Origin of the sequence: Pseudomonas sp. WHRI 8519 (assembly GCF_040224055.2) — a bacterium.
Lineage (GTDB): Bacteria > Pseudomonadota > Gammaproteobacteria > Pseudomonadales > Pseudomonadaceae > Aquipseudomonas > Aquipseudomonas putida_X.
Genome location: NZ_CP167996.1, coordinates 5225838 through 5252043 on the forward strand (window position 1 = coordinate 5225838; position 26206 = coordinate 5252043).

Sequence of the window (26206 nt, forward strand, 5' to 3'; positions counted from 1 at the left end):
CATGCAGGACGGCTTCAACGACCCGCTCTGGCGCCAGGTCGTTTCGGGCGCGCAGATGCTCTTCGTGGCATTTGGCGCGCTGGTGCTGATGCCGCTGATCACCGGCCTGGACCCTAACGTCGCGCTGTTCACCGCGGGTATCGGCACCCTGCTGTTCCAGCTGGTCACCGGCCGTCAGGTCCCGGTATTCCTGGCCTCGAGCTTTGCCTTCATCACGCCCATCATCCTTGCCAAAGGCCAGTTCGGCCTGGCCGAGACCATGGGCGGCGTGATGGCCGCAGGTTTCGTGTACACCTTCATGGGCCTGATGGTGAAGATCAAGGGCACCGGCTTCATTGACCGCATGCTGCCACCCGTGGTGATCGGCCCGGTGATCATCTCCATCGGCCTGGCCATGGCACCGATCGCGGCCAACATGGCAATGGGCAAGGGCGGTGACGGCGCGGTACTCATGCCGTACAAGACCGCCATGCTGATTTCAATGCCGGCGTTGCTCACCACCCTGATCGTCGCGGTGTTCGGCAAAGGCATCTTCCGCTTGGTGCCGATCATCTCCGGGGTACTGGTAGGGTTTGCCCTGGCGTTCGCCTTTGGCGTGGTCGACACCGCCAAGATTGCCGCCGCGCCTTGGCTTGAGATCCCCAACTTCACCGCACCAGCGTTCAACTGGCAGGCCATCCTGTTCATCGTACCGGTAGCCCTGGCCCCGGCGATCGAGCACATCGGCGGCGTGATCGCAGTCGGCAGCGTGACCGGCCGCGACTACCTGAAGAAGCCTGGCCTGCACCGCACCCTGCTCGGTGACGGCCTGGCCACCACGGCAGCAGGCCTGTTCGGCGGCCCACCCAATACCACGTATGCCGAAGTGACCGGCGCCGTGATGCTGACCAAGAACTACAACCCGAAGATCATGACCTGGGCGGCGATCTTTGCCATCACCCTGGCCTTCATCGGCAAGTTCGGCGCGTTGTTGCAAAGCATCCCGGTGCCGGTGATGGGCGGCATCCTCTGCCTGCTGTTCGGCTCGATCGCAGCGGTGGGCATGAACACCATGATCCGCCACAAGATCGACCTGGGCGAAGCACGCAACCTGGTGATCGTGTCGGTGACCCTGGTATTCGGTATCGGCGGCGTGCTGATCGGCAGCGGCGACGGCCCAGATGATTGGGGCCTGAAGGGCATCGCCCTGTGCGCTATCGTGGCCATTGCCCTGAACCTGATCCTGCCGGGCAACGATGGCTGGAAGAAAGAGAAGCTGGATGTGTAGAAGCGGCCTCGCGTCGCTAAAGGGCCGCTAAGCGGCCCTTTTTCATTCACGCCTTTTCACACATCTGCGCCAGCACCCTCACCCACTCCGGGTGATCATTCAGGCACGGCACCAGGACCAACTCTTCGCCCCCCGCCTCGATGAACTGCTCCTTGCCGCGATCGCCAATCTCCTCCAGCGTCTCGATGCAATCGGCCACGAATGCAGGGCACATCACCAGCAGCTTTTTGGCACCGGCCTTGGCCAGCTCATCCAGACGCGTCTCGGTATAGGGTTCGATCCACTTGTCCCGCCCTAACCGCGACTGGAACGAGACAGACCACTTGCCATCCGGGATGCCCATCCTGGTGGCGAACGCCTTGGCCGACGCCAGGCACTGCCCGCGGTAGCACACCGCGCGCACTTCGGCGCTGGCGTCCTTGCAGCAGTCCGCTGCCCGCAGATCATGCTTGCTGCCAGGCATGAGCTTCTTCAGGTGCCGCTCCGGCAAACCATGGAAGCTCAGCAACAGGTGATCATAGTCCTGTTCAAGGTAAGGCCGGGCGCTGGCCACCAGGGCATCGATGTATTCAGGGTGGTCGTAGAACGGTTGCAGCACACGCAACTGCAACGGCAAGGCGCGTTCGGTGACAGTCTGGTTGGCCTGCGCCACCACCGTAGTCACCGTACTGTCAGCGAATTGTGGGTAAAGCGGCGCCAGCGTCACGGTGCGCACACCTTGAGCGGCAAGGCGCTCGAGCACCTGCGGCAGCGCCGGCTCGCCATAACGCATGGCGATTTCCACCGGGCCGTGGGGCCAGTGCTCGACCATCGCGGCCTGCAGCCGACGCGTCAACACCACCAGGGGCGAGCCCTCATCCCACCAGATCGAGGCATAGGCGTGGGCAGACTGCTCCGGGCGCTTGATCAGGATCAGCGACACCAGCAAGCGCCGCAACGGCCATGGCAGGTCGACTACGTAGGGGTCCATCAGGAACTGATTGAGGTAGCGGCGCACATCGGCTACCGATGTGGAAGCCGGAGAACCCAGGTTGACCAGCAACAGCGCGTGATCGGTCATGCAGCGTCCTATGTCAGAGGCGCTTGGACAGGTTGTCCAAGGCCGATTGCAGATCGTTGAAACGGAAGGTGAAGCCTGCGGCCAGCAAACGCACAGGCCGTGCCCGCTGGCCACCAAGCAACAGCGTCGACAGCTCGCCCAGGCCCGCCTTCAGCAGCAGACCGGGTACCGGCAGTAGCGCCGGCCGGTGCAGCGCACGGCCCAGGCGCCGGGCGAATTCGCGGTTACGCACAGGCTCTGGCGCGCAGGCATTATAAGGACCGCTGGTGTCCTTGTGCCGTAACAGAAAATCTATCAGGGCAACCTGGTCGTCTATATGCACCCAAGGCATCCACTGCCGGCCATTGCCCAACGGGCCGCCCAGCCCCAGCTTGAACGGCAGGCGCAGGCGCGACAGGAAGCCCCCATCGCTGGCCAGCACCAGCCCCGTGCGCACCAACACCACGCGCAGCCCAAGGGCCTGCGCACGCTGCGCGGTTTCTTCCCACGCGATGCACAGTTGGCTGGCGAAATCCTCGCGTACCGGCGGCGAAGCCTCGGTCAATTCTCGCTCACCGCCATCGCCATACCAGCCCACCGCCGAACCCGAAATCAGCACTTCGGGACGTTGCTCGCGGGTCTCAAGCCAGGCCAGCAATTGCTCGGTAAGGCTGATACGGCTGGCCCATAGCACATTGCGCCGTGACGCAGTCCAGGGCCGGTCGGCAATCGGTGCGCCGGCCAGGTTGATCACGGCGTCCACGGGCTCGTCTGCGGCCAGCTCTTCCAGCCGGGCAACCCCTCGCACCCCGCTGCCACACAGGCGCGCAACCTGGTCGGGGCGCCGGCTCCACACGGTCAGGCGATGACCTTGGGCGAGCCAGAACGGGCAAAGATGCTGGCCGATCAAGCCAGTGCCGCCTGTCAGCAATATATGCATGGCTGTGTCCTCACAGAGTGCGGCGATGGTCTATTTTTACAGCAAGGCACTTTTTTAACCCAACGCTCTCAGATAAACATAGGCCAACCTGCCCTAAGAAGCGGTATAACCTTATACAGATTTTAAGCATTGTACAGGTTTGCCTGACAGCGTAGTCTGCTTACAGCAAGGTTCGAAGAGGCCATCATGACAGTACCTATTGCCATCATCGGTGCCGGTATCGCCGGCCTTTCCGCTGCCCAGGCCCTGCAGAAGGCCGGGCAATCCGTTCACCTGTTCGACAAAGGCCACGGCAGTGGCGGGCGCATGGCCAGCAAACGCAGCGAGGCCGGAGCGCTCGATCTGGGTGCCCAGTACTTCACCGCGCGCGACCGGCGCTTCGTCGAGCAAGTGCAGCAATGGGTGGCCGCCGGCTGGGCCGAACAGTGGAAGCCGCAGCTGTACAACTACCGTGACGGTGAACTGACGCCCTCCCCCGACGAACAGACGCGCTGGGTCGGCGTGCCGCGCATGAGCGCGATCACCCGCGGCATGCTAAAGGACGTCACGGTCAACTTCGGTTGCCGCATCGCCGAAGTGTTCCGCGGCAAGCAGTACTGGCACCTTCAGGACACCGAAGGCTGCAGCCATGGCCCGTTCAGCCGCGTTGTGATTGCCGTCCCCGCGCCGCAAGCCACGCCGCTGCTGGCCGCGACCCCCAAACTGGCCGCTGTGGCAGCGGGCGTGGTGATGGAGCCCACATGGGCCGTTGCCCTGGCTTTTCAGACACCGCTGGACACCCCGATGCAGGGCTGCTTCGTACAGGACAACCCGCTCGACTGGTTGGCCCGCAACCGTAGCAAGCCAGGCCGCGATGAGCAGCTCGATACCTGGGTACTGCATGCCACCTCCACGTGGAGCAAGCAGCACATCGACCTGGCCAAGGAAGAAGTGATCGAACAGCTTTGGGGCGAATTCGCCGAACTGGTCGGCTGCGTGGTGCCCGCACCGTCCTTCTCCGTGGCGCATCGCTGGCTGTATGCGCGGCCCGCCGGCAGTCACGAATGGGGCGCGCTGGCCGATGCCGACCAAGGGCTCTATGCCTGCGGCGACTGGTGCTTGTCTGGCCGCGTGGAAGGCGCCTGGCTCAGCGGTCAGGAGGCGGCCCGACGCCTGCTGGAGCATCTCGAATAAGCAAAACTGCAAAACTATACAAAAATACTAGTTTGCATAAGTTTGTGGCTGTGCTGGAATAACCTTGTACACGCGCGATTCCATGTACAAGTTTTCGGAGGCAGCCATGCACGATCCATCCGCCCAGCGTAAGCCCCGCATTGCCATCAGCTCATGCCTGACAGGCCACAGTGTGCGCTACAACGGCGGGCACAAATCGTCCGATCTGTGCCGTACCCAGCTGGAAGAACATTTCGATTGGCGGCCGGTCTGCCCAGAAGTCGCCATCGGCCTGGGCGTGCCCCGCGATCCGATCCGCCTGGTCGGTGACCCCGAACACCCCGCCGTGGTCGGGACACGCAACCCTGGCATGGACTTCACTGGCCCACTCGCCAGCTACGGCGAACAGATGGCCGATGAGCTGGATGATATCTGTGGCTACATCTTCATGCAGAAGTCGCCGTCCTGCGGGCTGGAACGGGTCAAGGTCTATCAGGATAACGGTCACCCGGCAGTACAGGGCGGCAGGGGCGCCTATGCCGCGGCCTTCTGCGCCCGTCGCCCGGACCTGCCGGTGGAGGAAGAGGGCCGCCTGCACGACCCGGTATTGCGCGAAAACTTCATCAGCCGCGTCTACGCCTATGCGGACTGGCAGCATCTGCTGGCCGAGGGTTTGAGCCGTGGCGCACTGGTGCGCTTCCATTCGCGCTACAAGTACCTGCTCATGGCCAACAACCCGCAGGCTTACCGACAGCTTGGGCGCCTGCTTGGCAGCATGAGCCGGGACGACGACCCTGAGGTCATCGGGCCCCGCTATTTCAGCCAGTTGATGCAGGCGCTGCGTCGCTGCGCCAGCCGCGGCACCCATGGCAACGTTCTGCAGCACCTCAGTGGCTATTTCAAAGACGCATTGACGCAGCAGGACAAGGCCGAGCTGAAACACATCATCGACCAGTACCAGCAAGGGGTCGTGCCGCTGGTGGTGCCGCTGACCTTGCTCAAACACCATTTGCGCAAGCACCCAGACCCGTACCTGCTGCAGCAGGCCTACCTGCAGCCACACCCCGACAGCCTGGGGTTACGTAATGCAGTCTGAAACGCCCATGCCCATCGGTGAACTGGCCCGGCGCACCGGCGTGAACCCAGTCACCCTGCGCGCCTGGGAGCGGCGCTATGGCCTGCTGAAGCCACAACGGACCGCCAAAGGCCACCGCTTGTATGGCCGCGATCAGGTCGAACGGGTCCAAGCGATCCTGGCGTGGCTGGAACGGGGCGCATCGGTCGGCCAGGTGCGTGAGTTGCTCGACAAACCACCCGGTGCTGCCCCGCAAGGCGACTGGCAAACTCGCCAGCAACAGTTGATCGAGGCCATCGCCAACCTGTCCCAGCGCAGCCTCGACCAGCAGCTGAACCAAGCCATGGCGCTGTACCCTGCCATCACCCTGTGCGAGAAATTGCTGCTGCCGTTGCTCGATAGCCTGGCGCAGCGTTGGTGCAATTACTTCAATGCCAGGCTTGAGCAGGTGTTCTTCCACACGTGGCTGCGCAGCAAGTTGGGGGCGCGGGTCTACCACGACAATCAATCACTGCACGGCCCTGCCGTGCTGCTGGCCCAAGACAGCGAGCACGCCTTCGACCCCAGCTTTTGGCTTTCTGCCTGGTTGCTGAGCAGCAGTGGCATCCCCGTCGAAGTGCTGGAATACCCCGTGAGCGGGGTGGAGTTGCAGCGCGCCGTCACCGCTCTGCAACCTCGCGCCCTGCTGCTGCACCTGGGCCCGCGCATCGAAGGCAGGGCCCTGCTGCGCACCCTGCAGGGCATAGCAGGCACGAAGCTGCTGGGCGGTGCCACGATTTCCCTCCATCAAGCTCAACTGCAAGCCTTCGGTCTGCCCGAGCTTTTCCTGTTCGATACCCCGCAGGCGGCATTGCGAACGCTGCAAGGCAATGACCGCCCGCCTGTAGAGTAGATACCCCATGCAATTGATCTGGCTGCGCAGCGACCTGCGCGTCAACGACAACACTGCCCTTAGCGCCGCCTGTGAACGCGGCCCTACCGTGGCCTTGTGGCTGGCCAGCCCAGGCCAATGGCAGGCGCACGACGACGCTGCCTGCAAGGTCGACTTCTGGCTGCGTAACCTGCGCGACCTGCGAAAGTCACTCGAGGGCCTCAATATCCCGCTGCTGGTCCGCAGGATCCACACCTGGGATCAGGCGGCGCAAACGCTGCTTGACGTATGCCGCCAGCACAAGATCGAAGCGGTGCACTGGAACGATGAGTACGGCATCAACGAGAACAGCCGCGACCAGGCGACCCGGGCGCTACTGGAAGCTTCCGGCGTTCAGGCCCACAGCTACCTCGACCAGCTGCTGTTCCGCCCTGGCACCGTGCTGACCCGCAGTGGGGATTACTTCCAGGTCTTCAGCCAGTTCAAGAAAGTCTGCCTGGAACACCTGCACCGAAGCCTGCCGTCGCAAGCGCCTCGGGTAAAAAGGCAGGCGGCGGTGGACGTCGCCAGCGACCCCATCCCACAACACATCGAAGGCTTTGACAAACCACCGCGTGCACTGAGCGAACACTGGCCTGCTGGCGAGGACGAAGCGCACGCCCGGCTGTCACGCTTCGTGGATGAAACCATCGAGGATTACCATCACCTGCGCGACCTGCCGGCTAAACCGGGTACCAGCCAACTTTCGGCTTACCTGGCGGCCGGGGTGGTCTCACCCCGCCAGTGCCTGCACGCCGCACTGGCGAGCAACCGCGGCGAGTTCGACAGTGGTAGTACTGGCACCCAGACCTGGATCAACGAATTGCTCTGGCGCGAGTTCTACAAACATATCTTGACCGGTTATCCACAGGTGTCACGCCACCGAGCATTCCGCACACACACTGAGGCGTTGCCCTGGCGCGATGCCCCTGCCGACCTTGAGGCCTGGGAACAGGGACGTACCGGATTCCCGATCATCGACGCGGCCATGCGCCAGTTGCTGCACACCGGATGGATGCACAATCGCCTGCGCATGATCGTCGCCATGTTCCTCAGCAAGAACTTGCTGATCGATTGGCGCAAGGGCGAACGACATTTCATGCGCCACCTGATAGACGGTGATCTTGCCGCCAACAATGGTGGCTGGCAGTGGAGCGCGTCCACGGGCACGGACTCGGTACCTTATTTTCGTATCTTCAACCCCATTTCGCAGTCGCAACGGTTCGACCCAGAAGGGCACTTCATTCGCCACTGGGTACCCGAGCTGCGCGGTTTGGATGAAAAAAGTATCCATCAGCCTACGCAAAATAAGGATCTTTTCGCCGATAATTCGTACCATCGTCCTATAGTTGACCTAAGTAGTAGTCGCCAGCGTGCACTGGAGGCCTTCAAGGGGTTGTCGCGTAGTTAGGGTGAGGGGTCCGTGCATTGAATCATCCGCGATTTTTCTGGGTTACGGGGGCCGGCAGCGGCCTGGGACTGGCGTTAGTGGAACAGCTGCTCGGGCAAGGGCACCGGGTAGCGGCAAGTGGCAAGGACTGCCAAGCGCTCGATAGCTTGGCAGCGCACCATGGCAGCCGTATGTTGCGCCTGCCATGGCAGTTGCATGACGAAGACCAGGCAGCCAATGCCTGCCTTCAGCTTTGCCATACCTGGGGCTCGCTGGACAGCCTGATCATCAATGCCGGGGCCAGCGATTACCTGCCGGATACGGTATCGGCCACAGACGTGTTCGAGACGATCGTCAGCAGTAATCAGCTGGCGGCCGAGCACTGTATGGGCAAGGTATTACCGTTGCTGATCAAAGGCGACAAGCCGCAGGTAATGGCGATCTTCAACCGTTATTCAGCCCTGCAGCTGTATGCGCCCACCCAAGTCACAGCAGGCTGGAACAACACACCGCAGTGGTTTCGCGAGGCGCGCCAGTCGCTGAAAAATGAAGGTATTGACCTGACAGTGGTGGCGCCGCAATCGCTGAAGACGCCAGTCACGTCAGCGATGGCCTACCCAGAAGAGTGGACGCCAGAGAGCGCGGCACAAGAGCTGCTGCGACGCTTGCCACTGCGCGAGCCGGAGCTCGTGCTGGAGGTCACGAACCCCAGCAGCTTGTGGCCGTTGTCACGCTAAGTGATGGGGCGATTGCCATCCCCTTCGCGGCCCCGCAAAGTGGATGGCAAGACAACTTCACAGTGCCATGCGGTAATGCAGGCTGTAGCTCTCGACCCCATCATTGGGCTGTTTGATGCCGGCATTGGAATAGTGGATTGCCCGCACGCCAATCTCATGCCCACCCGCAAAACGCAGCCCGAAACCGATGCGGTCTTCGAACTGGAATGACGAGCCCAACTCGTTGCTTTCAAGTTCGGTGCTGGAAAATGCAGCCACACCGATCCCTGCTTCGATGTAGGGCTTCACCGACTCACCGGCGAACTCGTAGACGAATACAGGTGCGAAAGACAGGCTGTGGTTGCTCGCCGTCTCGTCGCCGTCCCAATAGGTGTAAGCACCGTCCCAATAACCCGTCAGCCGACCGACGCTCGTCTGCCACCAGCTGGCATCCCAGTTTGACTGCAGACCCAGGCGGTAAACTTGGGTGGAGTCCCCCGTCTGCCCCACCGATAACGAAACATCGGCAGCATGCACCGCCGCGACTTGTCCCAAAGTGATGGCGGCAGCCGCCGCCAAGCCGAGCAGTTTCCTCATGAGAAACATCCTTCTTTCCAATGCTGTTGTAAGTGTTTGCCTCATGGCAGGCAAAACATAGAAATCAGGAGTGGGACGATAGTTCAGCTGTTTTCACGTTTTTTTTACAATTCGAACTTGTTCACACTACCCGACGTGTTCCACAGCACAGGAAGGATGGTTTCCAATGACCGCGGCTCGGCGCTGGTCCAGAATGCCGCTTCGCGTGCCGGCCCCTCGGCCAGCAGCCCGCGCGCGGCGAGTAACCGTTGCAGTTGGCGCGCCACCGCCGCCCCGGTATCGATGATAGCGACGTCGGCGGGCACCATCCCGGCCAGCAATGGGCGCAGGAATGGGTAATGGGTACACCCGAGAATCAACGTATCGCACCCTGCCGCAAGCAAGGGCTGCAAGTACCCAAGCAACAGCTGGCGCAATTGCGGGCTACCCAGGTCACCCGTCTCGATCAGCTCGACCAGCCCAGGGCAAGGCTGGGTGACCACGCGTACGTCACTGGCGAAGCGGTCGAGCAAGGCGGCGAACTTGGCGCTCTGCAAGGTGCCGGTAGTGGCCAGCACACCGACCACGCCGGAACGGGTGGCGGCAGCAGCAGGCTTCACGGCCGGCTCCATGCCTACCAGCGGCCAGTCGGGGTAAAGCTCACGCAGGTCGGCAACCGCTGCCACGGTTGCCGTGTTGCAGGCCAGGACCATCGCCTTGGCGCCCTGCGCCTGGAAAAACTCGGCAATGCGCCGGCAACGCTGGCGGATGTAGTCGGGGGTTTTCTCGCCATACGGCACATGCCCGCAATCGGCCACATAGAGCAGCGACTCGCTGGGCAGCAAGCGCTGGATCTCGGCCAGCACGGACAAACCGCCGACCCCGGAGTCCATCACGCCAACCGCTGCCGAGCGCTCAGCCATCGCGCTTGCCACACACCGCACAAGCCGGGTCGCGCTTGACCCGCAGCTCACGCAGGCGCGTGCCCATGGCGTCGATCAGCAGCAAGCGGCCCACCAGCGGCTCGCCAAAACACGCCAGCAGTTTCATGGCTTCCAGCGCCTGCAGGCTGCCGACCAGCCCCACCAGCGGGCCGATCACGCCGGCTTCGCTGCAGGTCAGCTCGTCTTCGCTGCCATGGCCATACAGGCAATGGTAGCAAGGGCTGTAATCGCGCCGAGGGTCGAACACCGACAGCTGCCCTTCGAGGCGGATGGCTGCCCCACTGACCAGCGGCTTACCGTGGGCGAAGCACGCTGCATTGACCGCCTCGCGGGTACCGAAGTTATCGGAACAGTCCAGCACCAGGTCGACGGCTGCTACCGCAGCGGCCAGGGAATCTTCGTCCAGCGCCTGACGGTGGGCGACCAAGGTGATTTCAGGGTTGATGGCCGCAAGCCGCTGCAGCGCCGAGTCCACCTTGCTCATGCCAACGCTGCCACTGTCATGGATGACCTGGCGCTGCAGGTTGGTCAGGTCGACGGTATCGAAGTCCGCCAGGTGCAGTTCCCCCACACCCGCGGCTGCCAGGTAGAGCGCCACCGGTGAGCCCAGACCACCCAAGCCGATGATCAGCGCCTTGCTTTGCTTGAGGCGCAACTGGCCTTCGATGTCCACCTGTGCCAGCAGGATCTGCCGGCTGTAACGCAACAATTCCTGATCGGTCAGCATGGCAGGCGCCCCAGGGAAATACGTTCGTGACCGCCCAGGTCCTTGCGGCTGGCCACCTCGATGAAACCTTGCCCGGCCAGCAGAGCGCGCACCGCCTGTGCCTGGTCGTAGCCGTGTTCCAGCAGCAGCCAGCCACCGGGCAGCAGATGCGCCGGTGCCTGGCCAACGATCAGCCGCAGGTCGTCCAGGCCATCGGCCCCGGCCACCAGTGCACTGCTGGGCTCGAAGCGCACATCACCGGCAGCCAGGTGCGGGTCTTGGGCAGCGATGTACGGCGGGTTGCTGAGGATCAGGTCGAAACGCTCCCCGCTCAAGGCACTGAACCAGTGGCTGGCGAGCACCTTCACGTTGCCCAGGCCCAAGCGTTGACGATTACGCTCAGCCAGCGCTACCGCTTCCTCGACCCGGTCCAGTGCCGTGACCTGCCAGGCCGGGCGCTCGCTGGCCAAGGCCAGCGCTATCGCGCCAGTGCCGGTGCCCAGGTCGAGCACCTTGGCGGGCGTTGCAGGCTGCAGCTCAAGCGCCGTCTCGACCAGAAGCTCGGTATCAGGGCGCGGAATCAACGTGTGTGGTGCCACTTCCAGGTCGAGTTTCCAGAAGCCCTGTTGGCCTAGAATGTAGGCAACGGGCTCGCCCCCCCGGCGACGCTCAAGGTAGCCCGCGTAGGTCTGCGCATCCTCGCTGCTGACGATGCGTTCAGGCCATGTATGCAGGTAGCTGCGAGACTTGCCGATGGCCGCTGCCAGCAGCAGTTCGGCGTCCAGGCGTGCGGTGGGCGAATCCGGCAATTGCGCAGTGCGCAGCAGGCTGGCGATGATGGTCATCAATCCCCCAGTGCCGCCAGCTGATCAGCCTGGTATTCGGCCAGCAACGGTTCGATCACCGCGTCCACGCCCCCGGCAAGGATATCGTCGAGGGAATACAAGGTCAGGTTGATACGGTGATCGGTCACCCGCCCCTGTGGATAATTGTAAGTACGGATACGCTCTGAGCGGTCGCCCGAACCGACCAGCAGTTTACGTTCACTGGCGATGGCGTTCTGCGCCGCGCTGGTCTGCATGTCATTGAGCTTGGCCGACAGCCAGGACATGGCTCGGGCGCGGTTCTTGTGCTGCGAACGCTCCTCCTGGCACTCCACCACGATGCCAGTAGGCAAGTGGGTGATGCGAATGGCGGAGTCTGTTTTGTTGACGTGCTGGCCACCGGCGCCGGATGCGCGGTAGGTGTCCACGCGCAAATCGGCCGGGTTGATCTCGATAGCCACTTGCTCATCCGGCTCGGGCAGCACCGCGACAGTACACGCTGAGGTGTGGATACGGCCTTGCGATTCGGTTTCAGGCACCCGCTGCACGCGGTGCGCGCCAGACTCGAACTTGAGCTTGCCGTAAACGCTGTCGCCTTCGACGCGGGCGATGATCTCTTTATAGCCGCCGTGCTCGCCTTCGTTCTCGGAGAGAATTTCAAGGCGCCAGCCGCGCCGTTCGGCATAGCGCGAATACATGCGGAACAGATCGCCCGAGAAGATGGCCGCCTCGTCGCCGCCGGTGCCTGCGCGAATTTCGAGGAACACGTTGCGCCCGTCGTTGGGGTCTTTAGGCAACAGCATGCGTTGCAGCTGCGACTCCAGCCCCAGCAGTTGCTCCTTGGCTTCGCGTACTTCTTCCACAGCCATTTCGCGCATATCGGGGTCGGCGTCCTTGAGCAGCGCCTGGGCACCCTCGAGGTCGTCCTGCACCTTGCGCCACTCTTTATAGGCGCCGATCACCGGCTCCACTTCGGCGTATTCGCGAGAATAGGCGCGAAAGCGCGTTTGGTCGGAAATGACTTCGGCATCACCCAGCAAGGCGGTGAGTTCCTCGAAGCGGTCCTGGAGCGTGTCCAGTTTGTTCAGCAGCGACGCTTTCATTGCAAGGATTTGTCCGTCGAGCCCTCGTTGAGGGCAAAGAGTTCCTGGGCCATGGCCAGCGCATCGAGCCGGCCCTCGGCCGAGAGCTTTTTCAACTGCACGCTGGGCGCATGCAGGAGTTTGTTGGTCAGCCCCCGGGCCAGTTGCGCCAGTACCTCCTCGGGGTTGCCACCGTTGGCCAGCAGACGCTGGGCCTTTTGCAGTTCTTCGTCGCGCAGGCGCTCGCTTTGCTGGCGATAGGCGCGCAACACATCGACCGCAGCCAGTTCGCGCAGACGCACCATGAAGTCTTCGGCGCCCACCGAGACCAGCTCTTCGGCCGCCTGGGCCGCGCCCTGGCGGCTCTTGAGGTTTTCCGCGACCACTTCATGCAGGTCATCGACGGTATACAGGTACACGTCGTCGAGCTCACCTACCTCCGGCTCGATGTCGCGCGGCACGGCGATGTCGACCATGAAGATCGGCTTGTGCCGGCGCTGCTTCAGCGCGCTTTCCACCGCGCCCTTGCCCAGGATGGGCAGTTGGCTGGCGGTCGAGCTGATGACGATGTCGCTGTGCGCCAGCTCTTGTGGGATATCGGCCAGCAACACGGCGTGAGCCCCGAACTGCTCGGCCAGCAGGCTGGCCCGCTCCAGTGTACGGTTGGCCACGACGATACGGCGCACGCCCTGCTCATGCAGGTGACGAGCAACCAGGGTGATGGTTTCACCGGCGCCGATCAGCAGTGCCTGGCTGCGCCCCAGGTCGCTGAAGATCTGCCGCGCCAGGCTGACCGCGGCGAACGCCACCGACACCGGGTTCTCGCCGATCGCGGTGTCGGTGCGCACCTGTTTGGCTGCGCTGAAGGTGGCCTGGAACAGGCGCCCGAGGAGCGGGCCCACGGTGCCAGCCTCACGCGCCACGGCATACGCCGACTTCATCTGGCCGAGGATCTGCGGTTCGCCAAGTACCAGCGAGTCGAGGCCCGAGGCAACCCGCATCATGTGCCTGACGGCATCATGCTCTTCATGGATGTAGGCACTGGCGCGCAGCTCATCCAGGCTAAGGCGGTGATAATCGGCCAGCCACTGCAGGACCGCCTCGGCGGACAACTGATCCTGTTCTATATAGAGCTCGCTGCGGTTGCAGGTCGACAGGATCGCCGCCTCACGGCTGGCGGTCAGCCGACAAAGCTGCTGCAGGGCGTCGACCAGCTGCTCTGGGGTAAACGCCACGCGCTCGCGTACGTCTACCGAGGCAGTCTTATGGTTGATACCAAGTGCAAGAAAGGCCATGCAAGGTCGCTGGTTGTGACGAGAAGCCGATAATTGTCCTCTTTCGCAGGTTTTAGAACAACCACCGTTCGCTATTGTCGTGAGGGTGAGGGGCGCAGGCCGCGCAACCTTGCCAACCCCTCGCCTGGAGCCATTGCCCCTGGGCCACGAAACCCATGTCAAAAAATGGCCAGGGAGCGGGAAACATGCCCTTTATCGCCTATAAAAATCGACGATATCCAGGCTCAAGCCCTTGGCCAACACTTAAAAGCAGTCAGACTGGCGCGTTGCCGAGCCGGCGGCGACAAGCCACAGGGCAGTGAACATCCCACCTACCCCGCTGTCCCACCTAATCACCAGCAACGCTGTAAAGCACGACCTTCGCAGGTGGGTTTGCCCCCGCGCTTGTGTCATCATGCTCCGACCGCCGGTAAGTCCTTCTAAGCCTCTTCATATGAACAGACCCTACGCACTGCTGCTTGCCTTCGCCCTGCTCCAGGGCTGCCAGAGCCTGGCCCCACACAAGGCCGAGCCTCCCGTTGCCGAAGCCGGCAAGGCAGAGGCCGACAAGCCCGTGGTGTATGGGTCGTTCAAGCAGGACACGCTCTACAGCCTGCTGGTGGCCGAACTCGCCGGCCAGCGCAACCGGTTCGATATCGCCCTGGCCAATTACACCGACCAGGCCGAGAAAACCCAGGACCCGGGCGTGTCCGAGCGCGCCTACCGCATCGCCGAGTACCTCGGCGCCGACGAGCCGGCCCTGGACAGCGCACTGATCTGGGCCCGCAACGACCCACAGAACCTCGACGCCCAGCGCGCCGCTGCCATCCAGCTGGCGCGGGCAGGCCGCTATGACGACTCCATGACCTATATGGAGAAGGTGCTGCAAGGCCAGGGCGACACGCATTTCGATTTCCTCGCCCTGTCGGCCGCCGAAACCGACCAGAGCACCCGCGACGGCCTGATGCAGAGTTTCGACCGCCTGCTGGTCAAGTACCCCGACAACAACCAGCTGGTGTTCGGCAAGGCCCTGTTGCTGAATCAGGATGGCAAGGCTGAAGAAGCCCTCGAGCTGCTTGAGTCGCACCCGGCGCAAAATGGCGAGATCGCTTCGACCCTGCTGCGCGCCCGCCTGCTCCAGGCCCTGGACCGCGGCCCGGAAGCGCTGCCGCTGCTGCGCGGGGCGATCCGCGACAACCCAGACGACAAGCGCCTGCGGCTGACCTATGCGCGCACCCTGGTCGAACAGGACCGCATCGCCGATGCCAAGGCCGAGTTCATCAGCCTGGTCCAGCAATACCCCGATGATGACGAGCTGCGTTACTCGCTGGCGCTGGTATGCCTGGAGAACAAGGACTGGGATGAGGCCGAGAGCTACCTGCGCGAGCTGATCGAGCGTGACAGCAACGTCGACGCCGCCCACCTGAACCTGGGCCGCATTGCCGAAGAACGCCACGACCCCGCCGGAGCCCTGAGCGAATACGCGCTGGTCGGCCCGGGCCCGGATTACCTGCCGGCACAATTGCGCCAGGCCGATATCCTGATCGCCAACGGCCGTGGCACCGAGGCGTCCCGCCAGCTGGCCCAGGCCCGCGAGGCGCAGCCGGAGCTCGCCATCCAGCTTTACCTGATCGAGTCGGAAAGCTACAGCAACAACAACAAGGACGCCCAGGCCAACCAGGTGCTGCAACAGGCCATCCAGCGCTACCCGGACGACCTCAACCTGCTTTACACCCGCGCCATGCTCGCCGAAAAGCGTGACGACCTGCCGCAGATGGAAAAAGACCTGCGCGCCATCATCGCTCGCGAACCGGAAAACGCCATGGCGCTGAACGCCCTGGGTTATACCCTGGCCGACCGCACAACCCGTTACACTGAAGCCAAGGCCCTGATCGACAAGGCCTATGAGCTATCCCCGGACGACCCGGCAATCCTCGACAGCAAGGGCTGGGTCGCCTACCGCCTGGGTAACCTCGAGGAGGCCGAGCGTTACCTGCGCCAGGCCCTTGAGCGCTTCCCCGACCATGAAGTGGCTGCTCACCTGGGCGAGGTTCTGTGGGCCAACGGCAAGCGCCGTGAAGCTCGCCATGTCTGGGCCAAGGCCTTCGAGGCCCAGCCCGACAGCCCTATCCTGCGCAAGACCGTCTTGCGCCTGACCGGATCCGAGACCCTTTAACGCCATGTTTTTGCGCCATTGCATCACCTTCACCCTGATCGCCCTGCTGGCTGGCTGTGCCGGCTTCGGTAGCCGCGAGGCCCTTCAAGGCCACGGCGACCCACAGCAGTGGCGCACCCATAAAGAGCAATTGAGCAGCCTCGATGGCTGGCAGATCAACGGCAAGGTCGGCATACGCGCGCCGCGCGACTCCGGCAGTGGCACGCTGTTCTGGTTGCAGCGCCAGGACTATTACGACATCCGTCTGGCCGGCCCGCTGGGCCGAGGCGCAGCACGCCTGACCGGCCGCCCCGGTGGTGTGGTACTGGAAGTAGCCAACCAGGGCCGCTACGAAGCCGCCAGCCCCGAAGCGTTGCTGGAAGAACAGCTGGGCTGGCAGTTGCCGGTGTCGCACCTGGTCTGGTGGGTGCGCGGCCTGCCCGCTCCCGACAGCAAGAGCAAGCTGACCCTCGATGGCGACAGCCGCTTGGCCAGCCTGGACCAGGACGGCTGGCAGGTGCAGTACCTGAGCTACACCGAGCAGAACGGCTACTGGCTGCCCGAGCGCCTGAAACTGCACGGCAAGGACCTCGACGTGACCCTGGTGGTCAAGGACTGGCAGCCGCGCCAGCTGGGGCACTGACCGATGCACAGGCTCACCCTGCCCGCCCCGGCCAAGCTCAACCTGTGGCTGCACATCATCGGCCGCCGTCCGGACGGTTACCACGAACTGGAAACCGTCTTCCAGTTTCTCGAGCACGGCGACGAACTGACCTTCGCCCTGCGTGAAGACGGCGCGATCCGCCTGCACACCGAAATCGAAGCGGTGCCCCACGACAGCAACCTGATCGTGCGCGCCGCGCGCAAGCTGCAGGAACAGTCCGGCACCGGGCTTGGCGCCGATATCTGGCTGACCAAGGTGCTGCCCATGGGCGGCGGTATCGGCGGCGGAAGCTCGGATGCCGCGACCACATTGCTGGCGCTGGCGCACCTGTGGCAACTGGATTGGGACGAAGATCGCCTGGCGGCCCTGGGCCTGACACTAGGCGCCGACGTCCCGGTGTTCGTCCGTGGCCATGCTGCATTCGCCCAAGGTGTGGGTGAGCAACTGACCCCGGTCGACCCGGCAGAACCCTGGTACGTCGTGCTGGTGCCGCAAGTGTCTGTCAGCACAGTAGAAATTTTTTCGCATCCACAGTTGACACGTGATTCCCTCCCCCTTAAGATGCGCCCCGTTCCCGAGGGAAACAGTCGAAATGACTGCCAACCGGTGGTAGAGCAAAGTTACCCGGAAGTTCGCAACGCGTTGAATTCACTGGGTAAATTTACTGAAGCTCGATTAACCGGCACTGGAAGTTGCGTGTTTGGGGCCTTCCCAAGCAAAGCCGAAGCTGATAAAGTTCTGGCCCTTCTTTCAGCGACCCAAACAGGGTTTGTGGCGAAAGGAAGCAATGTTTCGATGTTGCATCGCAAGCTGCAAAGTCTGGTCAAGAAGTCGAGTGCATAGCGCTCGCAGCAACAGATACAGGGGCGTCGCCAAGCGGTAAGGCAGCAGGTTTTGATCCTGCCATGCGTTGGTTCGAATCCAGCCGCCCCTGCCATTTTCCTTATACTCATCCAGGTATACCCTCAGCCTCCAGGTACTGCGCGTGTCCAAGATGATGGTCTTTACGGGGAACGCTAACCCCGATCTGGCTCGGCGTGTCGTACGTCAGCTGCATATCCCTCTCGGTGACGTCTCTGTCGGTAAATTCTCCGACGGTGAGATCAGCACTGAGATCAATGAAAATGTCCGCGGTAAAGACGTCTTCATTATTCAGCCGACCTGTGCCCCGACCAACGATAACCTGATGGAACTGGTAGTGATGGCCGACGCCTTCCGCCGCTCCTCAGCATCCCGAATCACCGCCGTGATTCCTTACTTCGGATACGCCCGCCAGGACCGCCGTCCGCGTTCGGCACGTGTAGCCATCAGCGCCAAAGTCGTCGCTGACATGCTCACTGTCGTGGGTATCGACCGTGTTCTCACCGTCGACCTGCACGCTGACCAGATCCAGGGTTTCTTCGATATCCCGGTCGACAACATCTACGGCTCGCCCGTACTGGTCGACGATATCGAAGACCAGCGTTTCGAGAACCTGATGATCGTCTCCCCGGACATCGGTGGTGTCGTGCGCGCACGTGCCGTCGCCAAGTCCCTGGGTGTCGACCTGGGTATCATCGACAAACGCCGTGAAAAGGCCAACCACTCCGAAGTCATGCACATCATCGGCGACGTCGAAGGGCGCACTTGCATCCTGGTAGACGACATGGTCGATACCGCCGGCACCCTGTGCCATGCGGCCAAGGCACTGAAAGAACACGGCGCGGCCAAGGTTTATGCCTATTGCACGCACCCTGTCCTCTCGGGCCGTGCGATCGAGAACATCGAGAAGTCGGTACTGGACGAGCTGGTGGTGACCAACACCGTTCCGCTGTCCGCCGCTGCTCAAGCCTGTGACCGTATCCGCCAGCTGGATATCGCACCGGTTGTCGCTGAAGCGGTCCGCCGTATCAGCAATGAAGAATCGATCAGTGCGATGTTCCGCTAAGCGGAACAGGTACTGATATGAAGCGCCCCGCCCCAACATGTGTTGGGGCGGGGCTTTTTTGCCATCCCCGTTGGCGCTGGTCGCAAACGCCCTCGGGGGGCTATTTTGGAGAAACAAAATGACTGATTTCACTCTGAACGCCCAAGTGCGTAGTGACCTGGGGAAAGGTGCGAGCCGCCGCCTGCGTCACACCGCCAACATCCCAGCCGTTGTATACGGTGGCGATAAAGAAGCTCAATCCCTGACCATCGTGGCCAAGGAAATCGCCAAGCTGTTCGAAAACGAAGCTGCCTTCAGCCACGTTATCGAGCTGAACGTCGACGGCGCCAAGCAGAACGTCGTAGTCAAGGCCATGCAGCGCCACCCGGCCAAAGGCTTCATCATGCACGCCGACTTCGTTCGCGTCGTTGCTGGCCAGAAGCTGACCGCTGTTGTTCCAGTGCACTTCATCAACGAAGAAGCACCGGTCAAGAAAGGCGGCGAGATCTCGCACGTTGAATCGCAGATCGAAGTTTCCTGCGAAGCCAAAGACCTGCCTGAGTTCATCGAAGTCGACCTGGGCAATGCTGAAATCGGCACCATCATCCACCTGTCGGACCTGAAAGCTCCGAAAGGCGTAGAGTTCGTTGCTCTGGCCCACGGTGATGACAAAGCTGTTGCCAACGTTCACGCGCCACGCGTTGCTCCAGAAGCTGAAGAAGGCGCCGCTGAGTAATCCACTCGCGCGCCGGTGTTGATCGGGTTACAGTGCCGCGCACCGTAACCCACCAACTCCAAGGAAGAGCCCCTACGTGACCGCCATCCAGTTGATCGTCGGCCTGGGTAACCCCGGCCCCGAATACGAACAGACCCGGCATAACGCAGGGGCTCTTTTCGTTGAACGCATTGCCAGCGCCCAGCGCGTCTGTTTGACCGCTGACCGCAAGTATTTCGGCCTGACGGCTAAATTCAGCCATCAGGGCAACGACGTTCGTCTGCTCATCCCCACCACCTACATGAACCGTAGCGGCCAGTCCGTGGCGGCATTGGCCAATTTCTTCCGCATCAAGCCGGAAGCGATCCTGGTGGCGCATGACGAACTCGACCTGCCTCCGGGCGTCGCCAAGCTCAAGCGCGGCGGCGGCCATGGCGGGCATAACGGCCTGCGCGACATCATCGCGCAGCTCGGCAACCAGAACGACTTCCACCGCCTGCGGCTTGGCATCGGCCACCCGGGTGACGCCAAACTGGTCTCCAACTTCGTCCTGGGCCGCGCGCCGCGCGCCGAGCAGGAGAAGCTCGACGCCAGCATCGATTTTGCCCTCGGCGTGTTGCCTGACGTGCTTGCCGGCGATTTCGCCAAGGCAATGCGCGAGCTGCACAGCCAGAAGGCCTGATTTCCTAGAGAGGGGAATACCCATGGGTTTCAATTGCGGCATCGTCGGCCTGCCCAACGTCGGCAAGTCCACCCTGTTCAACGCCCTGACCAAGTCTGGCATCGCGGCGGAGAACTTCCCCTTCTGCACCATCGAGCCGAACAGCGGTATCGTGCCGATGCCAGATGCGCGCCTGGCTGCGCTGGCGGAAATCGTCAAGCCTAATCGCATCCTGCCGACCACCATGGAGTTCGTCGACATCGCCGGCCTGGTGGCCGGTGCCTCGAAAGGTGAAGGCCTGGGCAACAAGTTCCTCGCCAACATCCGCGAGACCGACGCCATCGCCCACGTGGTGCGCTGCTTCGAAGACGAAAACGTGATCCACGTTTCCAACAGCGTCGACCCCAAGCGCGACATCGAGATCATTGACCTCGAGCTGATCTTCGCCGACCTGGACAGCTGCGAGAAGCAACTGCAGAAGGTCACCCGCAATGCCAAGGGTGGCGACAAGGAAGCCCTGGCGCAAAAGGCAATCCTGGAAAAGCTGATCCCGCACTTCACCGAAGGCAAGCCGGCACGCAGCCTGATGAAGAACATGGCCGACGACGAGAAAGCCGTCATCCGTGGCTTCCACCTGCTGACCAGCAAGCCGGTGATGTACATCGCCAACGTGGCTGAAGATGGCTTCGACAACAACCCGCACCTGGACGTGGTCAAGGCCATCGCCGAAGAAGAAGGCGCGGTCGTGGTGCCGGTGTGCAACAAGATCGAAGCAGAGATCGCCGAACTGGACGACGGTGAAGAGAAGGACATGTTCCTCGAGGCCCTGGGCCTGGAAGAACCTGGCCTGAACCGCGTGATCCGCGCCGGTTACGAACTGCTGAACCTGCAAACCTACTTCACTGCCGGCGTGCAGGAAGTACGTGCCTGGACCGTGCGTGTCGGTGCCACTGCACCGCAGGCAGCGGGCGTGATCCACACCGACTTCGAAAAAGGCTTCATCCGCGCTGAAGTGGTGGCCTATGACGACTTCATCCAGTTCAAGGGTGAAGGCGGAGCCAAGGAAGCCGGTAAATGGCGCCTGGAAGGCAAGGACTACATCGTCAAAGACGGCGATGTGATGCACTTCCGCTTCAACGTATAACGGCAGTAAATCCGCGGCGCCCCGTTCGCGGGTGAACCCGCTCCCACAGGTACTGCGCCGCGCTTCAGGCTGGTGCTAAACCTGTAGGAGCGGGTTTACCCGCGAACGGGGCGCCGCCGTTTCAGGCCAGTGAAAAGCCCCGGACTTGGGGAGACCAAGAAACTCCAACAGAATCGGATCACGCACAAAATCACGCGGACTCTGGCACCCCGTATGCACATAGGTCACAGCTTCCTACCTCACAGCCGCGCGATCTTGACTCGCCAACAGACGCTCGTAAAACAGCGTACCGATTTGCCGATTCAGCGCACGGCTGCTCCAATTCTGGAGGGCAGCTTCATTCATGTACCACTGTCGAGCGATGTCGCTGTCGACCCTGAGAAGCGATTGAGGAGGCCTCTGCGCGGCCAGTCGCTAAGAGACCTGAGGGTAAACGGTCAGTGCCAAGTAATATCTCCAGCCTCCCGAGTCAGCACCAATTCGGTCAACGCCCGACCCATCTGCACGTTGTGCACGGAATTGACCAGCATGCCGATACCCGGCTCGCCGACATTGCCGCAGATGTATTCGTCGAGGGTGTCTTCAATACCGCGCAGTAACTGAATGACATAGAGCAATGCCTCGGCTGAGGGCATGTCGTTGTTGATGGTGTAGAACGAGCGGGAGCTGGGTTTTGCGGTGGGCGGATCAGGTACAAGCTTTTTCATGATGCTTCTCCGAGTTCAGTACACGAAGCCCCCCACTCAACTTCCTCTCACAGAAGCAGGGTGGCAGCCGAACGCGGGGTGAGAGACCGGCGAACATCGGAATTCCGGCCAGGCAAACGCCTGCCCACGAACGGCTGCCATAACACTGGCACGATGTATCACCGGGCTCTCACACCCGATCGTCAAACCATGACGACCTGGGGAAATTAGCCCTGATGCTCATCATCGACAACAGAGAAACGGCAGCTGCGCGCGTAGGATAATTCCCAAGCTAACTTGAACTGAAGCATTTGGTTTCAGGTTAGGAAAGATCCTACGCCTGAAGGCTTGCTCGGCAGTAGTGCCCAAAAAAACGAATGGTGGTAAGAAACCCGGCCAACGTTGACAGTAATGGGTTGCTGTAGCCCGCGCAGGACAATTACCAAGCTATCGTGAATTGAAGCATCTGGTTTCAAGTGAGTACCTGGCCCACGCCTCGGGGCTGGCGCAGTGCCGCCTGTTTGCCCCAGCCCACCACAAGCACTTCATGCGTCCTCCGCCCAGGAGCCCCACCATGCATGAAACACCTCCACGCCCCGGCTTCGACTGGCAACGCTGGCTCCCCGGGCTGGCCACCCTGGTGCACTACCAGCTCGCCTGGCTGCCCAAGGACATCGCTGCCGGGCTGGTACTGACCACCATGCTGGTGCCCGTGGGCATCGCCTACGCCGAAGCCTCCGGTGTACCCGGCATCTACGGCTTGTACGCGACCATCGTGCCGTTGCTGGCCTACGCTTTGTTCGGCCCCAGCCGAATCCTGGTGCTCGGCCCTGATTCGGCGCTGGCCGCGCCGATCCTGGCGGTGGTGGTGCAGTACGCCGCCAGCGACCCCCAGCGCGCCATCGCCATCGCCAGCCTGATGGCCCTGGTGGCCGGCGCCTTCTGCATGATCGCCGGGTTGCTGCGCCTGGGCTTCATCACCGAGTTGCTGTCCAAGCCTATCCGCTATGGCTACATGAACGGTATCGCGCTGACCGTGCTGATCAGCCAGTTGCCCAAGCTGTTCGGCCTCTCGATCGACAGCCAGGGGCCCCTGCGCGATCTGTGGCAGCTGGCACAGGCCCTGATCGCCGGCCAGGGGCACTGGCCCAGCTTTGCCATCGGTGCCGGCAGCCTGGCGCTGATTCTGCTGCTCAAGCCCTACAAGCGCTTACCGGGCATCCTGATCGCCGTGGTGCTCGCCACCCTGGCGGTAAGCCTGTTCGGCCTCGACCAGATGGGCGTCAAAGTACTGGGTGAGCTTCCCCAGGGCTTGCCCAGCTTCGCCTTCCCCTGGGTAACCGACATCGACCTGATCGAGGTGCTGCTGGGCGGCATCGCCGTGGCGTTGGTGTCGTTCGCCGATACCAGTGTGCTGTCACGTACCTACGCGGCGCGCCTGAAAACGACGGTCAACCCGAACCAGGAAATGTTTGGCCTGGGGGTAGCCAACCTGGCATCCGGGCTGTTCCAAGGCATCCCGATCAGCAGCAGTTCGTCGCGTACGCCGGTGGCTGAGGCGGCCGGCTCGAAAACCCAGCTTACCGGCATCATCGGCGCAGTGGCGGTGACCATCCTGCTGTTGGTCGCCCCCAACCTCATGCAGCACCTGCCCATCAGTGCGTTGGCCGCAGTGGTGATCGCGGCGGCATTGGGGCTTTTCGAGTTCGCCGACCTCAAGCGCATCTTTCGCATGCAGCAATGGGAGTTCTGGCTGTCGTTCACCTGCTTCGTGGGGGTTGCGGTGTTCGGCGCCATCCCCGGTATCTGCATCGCCGTGGCGATTTCGGTGATCGAGTTTCTGTGGGATGGCTGGCGGCCGCACCATGCGGTGCTCGGCCGCGTCGACGGCACCCGTGGCTACCATGACGTGCAGCGTTATCCACAGGCTCGCCGGGTACCGGGGCTGGTGCTGCTGCGCTGGGATGCGCCGCTGTTCTTCGCCAATGCCGAGCAGTTTCAGGCCAAGGTGCTGGCAGCTGTGGAGGAGTCGCCTACCCCGGTGCAGCGCCTGGTGATTGCGGCGGAGCCGGTGACCAGTATCGATATCACGTCCGCCGACATGCTGGCCGAGCTCGACCGGGCCCTGGAGGCCCGGGGGGTCGAGTTGCAGTTCGCCGAGATGAAGGACCCGGTGAAAGACAAGATGAAACGGTTCGAATTGTTCCAGCACATGGGCGAGACGGCGTTTCACCCCACTGTCGGCGCGGCGGTGGATGCCTATCTGCAAGACACCGGGGTGGACTGGAAGCCATGAGCCGCTAAACGGCCTTGAGCCGACGCCGGTCGAGCCCTATCAGCAAGGCACTCGCATACAGCGACACGGCCAGAAACAACGCCATGCGGACCGCAAACGCCCGATAGACGTCCTGGCCAGCGGCACTGTCCTGCACTGACTGCCCCAGCAGGATGAGCAGGGTGGTCAGGCAGCTTACCCAGTACGCAGGGCTGTGCCGCGTGCTTGCCACCTGATAGAGCCTGCGCCCCTTGCCAGCACCGGCGAGCCGATGAGTTCGCGGCTGGCATGCCGAGCCCGGGTTTCGCCAGCCTGCTGCCCAAGGCTCACCGCCTTCATGACAAGCGGCATGAACGCAACAGCACCGCGAACACCGGCGCCAATATGGGCACCGGCAAGCCACGGCCGAAACCCTCCACCAGGCAGAGCGCCACGCCTAGCGCCAGGCGCAGCGCGCGCAGGCGGCGCAGCTCAATAGGCATAGGACCACCGTGGCCTGCAGTAGGCTGCCGTCATGTGGCATAGGTTCGTACCCTTGCGACCTTGCGCAGTAAGGGAATCAGAAACGCTCTTGGACCACTTTGAAGGGATAGGCTATGGCTTTGTACTTACCGATCTTGCCGCGTTTGGGCAGCTTCACCACCTTGTCGCCGGTGACGTCCTTGTAGGGAATGCGCGAGAGCAGATGGCTGATGATGTTCAGGCGAGCACGGCGTTTGTCGTCGGAGTGGGCCAGAAACCACGGCGCCCACGACGAGTCGGAGGCAGCGAACATTTCATCGCGGGCGTGGGTGTATTCGTCCCAGTGGGTGTAGGACTTAAGGTCCATGGGCGAGAGTTTCCATAACTTGCGACCGTCATTGATGCGATCTTGCAGGCGGCGGGTCTGCTCCTGGGCGCTGACTTCGAGCCAATACTTGATGAGGATGATCCCCGACTCGACCATCAGCTTCTCCAGCAAGGGGACCACCGACAGGAACTTGCTGGCCTGCTCCTCGGTGCAGAAGCCCATTACCCGTTCAACACCGGCGCGGTTGTACCAGCTGCGATCGAAAATCACCACCTCCCCCGCTGCGGGCAGATGGTTGAGGTAACGCTGGGAGTACATCTGGGACTTTTCCCGTTCAGTCGGCGCCGGTAGCGCCACCACCCGGAACACACGCGGGCTTACCCGCTCGGTGATGGCCTTGATGGTACCGCCCTTGCCGGCACCGTCCCGGCCCTCGAACAAGATGCACACCTTCAGGCCCTTGGCCACGACCCATTCCTGCAGTTTCACCAATTCCACATGCAGGGTTTTGAGCTGTTTGTCATAGGCCTTGCCGCTCAGCTTCTCAGCGGGCGCCTGCAAGTCTTTTTTCCTGGACGGCTTGGCCATGACACGCTCCTTTGGGGCGAATGAAAGTCAGTATGGTCGATCCCCGGGGTTTTACTTGGCCAACTTGCTGTAGCTGGTCATCAGGTTGCGGTAGTCGGGAATGTGGTTGGAGAACAACGTGCCCAGCCCTTCGACATCATTGCGCCAGTCGCGATGCAGCTCGCAGGCCACCCCGAACCAGGTCATCAGTTGCGCCCCGGCTGCCTCCATCCGCCGCCAGGCCGAATCACGGGTCAGCTCATTGAAGGTGCCGGAGGCATCGGTAACCACGAACACCTCGAAACCCTCTTCCAGCGCCGACAACGCCGGGAAGGCCACACAGACTTCGGTGACCACGCCGGCGATAAGCAGCTGCTTCTTGCCCGTGGCCTTCACCGCTTTGACGAAATCTTCGTTGTCCCAGGCATTGATGTTGCCCGGCCGGGCGATGTAAGGCGCGTCGGGGAACTGCTCCTTGAGTTCTGGCACCAGCGGCCCGTTGGGACCGGTTTCGAAGCTGGTGGTGAGGATGGTGGGCAGCTTGAAATACTCGGCTAGGTCGGCCAGTGCCAACACGTTGTTCTTGAAACGGTCGGGGTCGATATCGCGGACCAGCGACAGCAAGCCAGTCTGGTGATCGACCAGCAGCACTGCGGCGTTGTTCTTGTCCAGACGTTTGTATTGGAAGGCCATGACAGATCTCCTTGCGAACGCAGGTTGGGAGTTTCAGCGTAGGCAAGGATTGAGG

At 62.3% G+C, this 26206-nt stretch carries 26 protein-coding genes, 1 tRNA gene and 2 pseudogenes; 15 read left to right on the plus strand and 14 right to left on the minus strand.

Translation table 11 applies throughout. The features are described 5' to 3' along the window. Nucleotide 1 precedes the first annotated feature (1 nt). Nucleotides 2-1267 (plus strand): uracil-xanthine permease family protein, encoded by a 1266-nt coding sequence (locus ABRP30_RS23875; RefSeq protein ID WP_241806331.1) that lies wholly within the window; start codon nt 2-4, stop codon nt 1265-1267. Nucleotides 1268-1313: 46 nt separating this feature from the next. Here the strand turns inward: ABRP30_RS23875 and hemH are convergent, their stop codons facing one another. Together hemH and ABRP30_RS23885 are read right to left on the minus strand one after the other, a co-directional pair. Next, complete coding sequence (hemH, locus tag ABRP30_RS23880) at nt 1314-2327, minus strand: ferrochelatase (RefSeq protein ID WP_349976559.1); 1014 nt, start codon at nt 2325-2327, stop codon at nt 1314-1316. A gap of 13 nt (nt 2328-2340) precedes the next feature. Beyond that, a complete protein-coding gene (locus ABRP30_RS23885) occupies nt 2341-3246 on the minus strand; it encodes a TIGR01777 family oxidoreductase (protein ID WP_241806329.1) in 906 nt (301 codons plus the stop codon). Between the two features lie 186 nt (nt 3247-3432). On the opposite strand from ABRP30_RS23885, the gene ABRP30_RS23890 reads away from it, so the two are divergent. The 5 genes from ABRP30_RS23890 to ABRP30_RS23910 all read left to right on the plus strand — a co-directional run bounded on the left by ABRP30_RS23890 (nt 3433) and on the right by ABRP30_RS23910 (nt 8510). Then, complete coding sequence (locus ABRP30_RS23890; protein WP_012316253.1) at nt 3433-4419, plus strand: NAD(P)/FAD-dependent oxidoreductase; 987 nt, start codon at nt 3433-3435, stop codon at nt 4417-4419. 106 nt (nt 4420-4525) lie between these two features. Next, nucleotides 4526-5494 (plus strand): DUF523 and DUF1722 domain-containing protein, encoded by a 969-nt coding sequence (locus tag ABRP30_RS23895; protein WP_267818746.1) that lies wholly within the window; start codon nt 4526-4528, stop codon nt 5492-5494. Then, nucleotides 5484-6365, plus strand: coding sequence for a MerR family transcriptional regulator (locus ABRP30_RS23900; RefSeq protein WP_267818748.1), 882 nt, complete (start codon nt 5484-5486; stop codon nt 6363-6365). The genes ABRP30_RS23895 and ABRP30_RS23900 overlap by 11 nt, the downstream gene beginning before the upstream one ends. Nucleotides 6366-6372: 7 nt before the next feature. Beyond that, the gene (gene phrB, locus ABRP30_RS23905; protein ID WP_267818750.1) at nt 6373-7794 is read left to right on the plus strand and encodes a deoxyribodipyrimidine photo-lyase; all 1422 of its coding nucleotides are present in this window, start codon (nt 6373-6375) and stop codon (nt 7792-7794) included. A 17-nt stretch (nt 7795-7811) separates the two neighbouring features. Next, a complete protein-coding gene (locus tag ABRP30_RS23910) occupies nt 7812-8510 on the plus strand; it encodes an SDR family oxidoreductase (protein ID WP_267818752.1) in 699 nt (232 codons plus the stop codon). A gap of 57 nt (nt 8511-8567) precedes the next feature. On the opposite strand, the gene ABRP30_RS23915 is transcribed toward ABRP30_RS23910, so the two are convergent. The 6 genes from ABRP30_RS23915 to hemA all read right to left on the minus strand — a co-directional run bounded on the left by ABRP30_RS23915 (nt 8568) and on the right by hemA (nt 13916). Continuing rightward, nucleotides 8568-9086 carry an acyloxyacyl hydrolase gene (locus ABRP30_RS23915; protein ID WP_267818754.1) on the minus strand — a complete coding sequence of 173 codons (519 nt, stop codon included), beginning with the start codon at nt 9084-9086 and terminating at the stop codon, nt 8568-8570. A 104-nt stretch (nt 9087-9190) separates the two neighbouring features. Further along, the gene (murI, locus tag ABRP30_RS23920; RefSeq protein WP_267818756.1) at nt 9191-9988 is read right to left on the minus strand and encodes a glutamate racemase; all 798 of its coding nucleotides are present in this window, start codon (nt 9986-9988) and stop codon (nt 9191-9193) included. Beyond that, the gene (locus ABRP30_RS23925) at nt 9981-10736 is read right to left on the minus strand and encodes a molybdopterin-synthase adenylyltransferase MoeB (protein WP_241806322.1); all 756 of its coding nucleotides are present in this window, start codon (nt 10734-10736) and stop codon (nt 9981-9983) included. The genes murI and ABRP30_RS23925 overlap by 8 nt, the downstream gene beginning before the upstream one ends. Beyond that, entirely contained in the window at nt 10730-11560 is an 831-nt protein-coding gene (gene prmC, locus ABRP30_RS23930) for a peptide chain release factor N(5)-glutamine methyltransferase (RefSeq protein ID WP_267818759.1), read from the minus strand. Before prmC ends, ABRP30_RS23925 begins: the two co-directional genes overlap by 7 nt. Further along, nucleotides 11560-12642 carry a peptide chain release factor 1 gene (gene prfA / locus ABRP30_RS23935; RefSeq protein ID WP_267818761.1) on the minus strand — a complete coding sequence of 361 codons (1083 nt, stop codon included), beginning with the start codon at nt 12640-12642 and terminating at the stop codon, nt 11560-11562. The genes prmC and prfA overlap by 1 nt, the downstream gene beginning before the upstream one ends. Then, the gene (gene hemA, locus ABRP30_RS23940) at nt 12639-13916 is read right to left on the minus strand and encodes a glutamyl-tRNA reductase (protein WP_241806319.1); all 1278 of its coding nucleotides are present in this window, start codon (nt 13914-13916) and stop codon (nt 12639-12641) included. Before hemA ends, prfA begins: the two co-directional genes overlap by 4 nt. A gap of 433 nt (nt 13917-14349) precedes the next feature. On the opposite strand from hemA, the gene ABRP30_RS23945 reads away from it, so the two are divergent. The 8 genes from ABRP30_RS23945 (at nt 14350) to ychF (ending at nt 21140) form a co-directional block, all read left to right on the plus strand. After that, on the plus strand, nt 14350-16071 hold the full coding sequence (locus tag ABRP30_RS23945) for a tetratricopeptide repeat protein (RefSeq protein WP_267818763.1): 1722 nt from the start codon (nt 14350-14352) through the stop codon (nt 16069-16071). 4 nt (nt 16072-16075) lie between these two features. Next, nucleotides 16076-16693: a lipoprotein insertase outer membrane protein LolB gene (gene lolB / locus ABRP30_RS23950; RefSeq protein ID WP_267818765.1), complete on the plus strand. Its 618-nt coding sequence runs from the start codon at nt 16076-16078 to the stop codon at nt 16691-16693. Nucleotides 16694-16696: 3 nt separating this feature from the next. Then, nucleotides 16697-17557 carry a 4-(cytidine 5'-diphospho)-2-C-methyl-D-erythritol kinase gene (gene ispE / locus ABRP30_RS23955; protein ID WP_267818767.1) on the plus strand — a complete coding sequence of 287 codons (861 nt, stop codon included), beginning with the start codon at nt 16697-16699 and terminating at the stop codon, nt 17555-17557. 19 nt (nt 17558-17576) lie between these two features. Further along, nucleotides 17577-17651 (plus strand) — tRNA-Gln (locus ABRP30_RS23960). A gap of 48 nt (nt 17652-17699) precedes the next feature. Next, nucleotides 17700-18641: a ribose-phosphate pyrophosphokinase gene (locus ABRP30_RS23965; RefSeq protein ID WP_003247410.1), complete on the plus strand. Its 942-nt coding sequence runs from the start codon at nt 17700-17702 to the stop codon at nt 18639-18641. Between the two features lie 118 nt (nt 18642-18759). Continuing rightward, nucleotides 18760-19356 (plus strand): 50S ribosomal protein L25/general stress protein Ctc, encoded by a 597-nt coding sequence (locus ABRP30_RS23970; protein WP_267818769.1) that lies wholly within the window; start codon nt 18760-18762, stop codon nt 19354-19356. Between the two features lie 76 nt (nt 19357-19432). Next, nucleotides 19433-20017: an aminoacyl-tRNA hydrolase gene (pth, locus tag ABRP30_RS23975; RefSeq protein ID WP_176512175.1), complete on the plus strand. Its 585-nt coding sequence runs from the start codon at nt 19433-19435 to the stop codon at nt 20015-20017. 22 nt (nt 20018-20039) lie between these two features. Then, on the plus strand, nt 20040-21140 hold the full coding sequence (gene ychF, locus ABRP30_RS23980; protein WP_008099042.1) for a redox-regulated ATPase YchF: 1101 nt from the start codon (nt 20040-20042) through the stop codon (nt 21138-21140). Between the two features lie 138 nt (nt 21141-21278). On the opposite strand, the pseudogene ABRP30_RS23985 reads toward ychF, so the two are convergent. Further along, nucleotides 21279-21524 (minus strand): annotated as a pseudogene (locus ABRP30_RS23985) (DUF1016 domain-containing protein); the annotation flags it as partial. A 53-nt stretch (nt 21525-21577) separates the two neighbouring features. Further along, entirely contained in the window at nt 21578-21847 is a 270-nt protein-coding gene (locus ABRP30_RS23990) for a hypothetical protein (protein WP_267818776.1), read from the minus strand. Nucleotides 21848-22400: 553 nt separating this feature from the next. On the opposite strand from ABRP30_RS23990, the gene ABRP30_RS23995 reads away from it, so the two are divergent. After that, nucleotides 22401-24122, plus strand: a complete 1722-nt coding sequence (locus ABRP30_RS23995) for a SulP family inorganic anion transporter (protein WP_267818778.1) — start codon at nt 22401-22403, stop codon at nt 24120-24122. Nucleotides 24123-24126: 4 nt separating this feature from the next. Here the strand turns inward: ABRP30_RS23995 and ABRP30_RS24000 are convergent. The 4 genes and pseudogenes from ABRP30_RS24000 to ycaC all read right to left on the minus strand — a co-directional run. After that, nucleotides 24127-24455 (minus strand): annotated as a pseudogene (locus ABRP30_RS24000) (hypothetical protein); the annotation flags it as partial. Further along, nucleotides 24437-24583, minus strand: coding sequence for a DUF2955 domain-containing protein (locus ABRP30_RS24005; protein WP_267818781.1), 147 nt, complete (start codon nt 24581-24583; stop codon nt 24437-24439). The pseudogene ABRP30_RS24000 and the gene ABRP30_RS24005, both read right to left, overlap by 19 nt. Nucleotides 24584-24660: 77 nt before the next feature. Next, nucleotides 24661-25479: a polyphosphate kinase 2 gene (gene ppk2, locus ABRP30_RS24010; protein WP_267818783.1), complete on the minus strand. Its 819-nt coding sequence runs from the start codon at nt 25477-25479 to the stop codon at nt 24661-24663. A 51-nt stretch (nt 25480-25530) separates the two neighbouring features. After that, nucleotides 25531-26151, minus strand: coding sequence for an isochorismate family cysteine hydrolase YcaC (ycaC, locus tag ABRP30_RS24015; protein ID WP_046784574.1), 621 nt, complete (start codon nt 26149-26151; stop codon nt 25531-25533). Between the last annotated feature and the right edge of the window lie 55 nt (nt 26152-26206).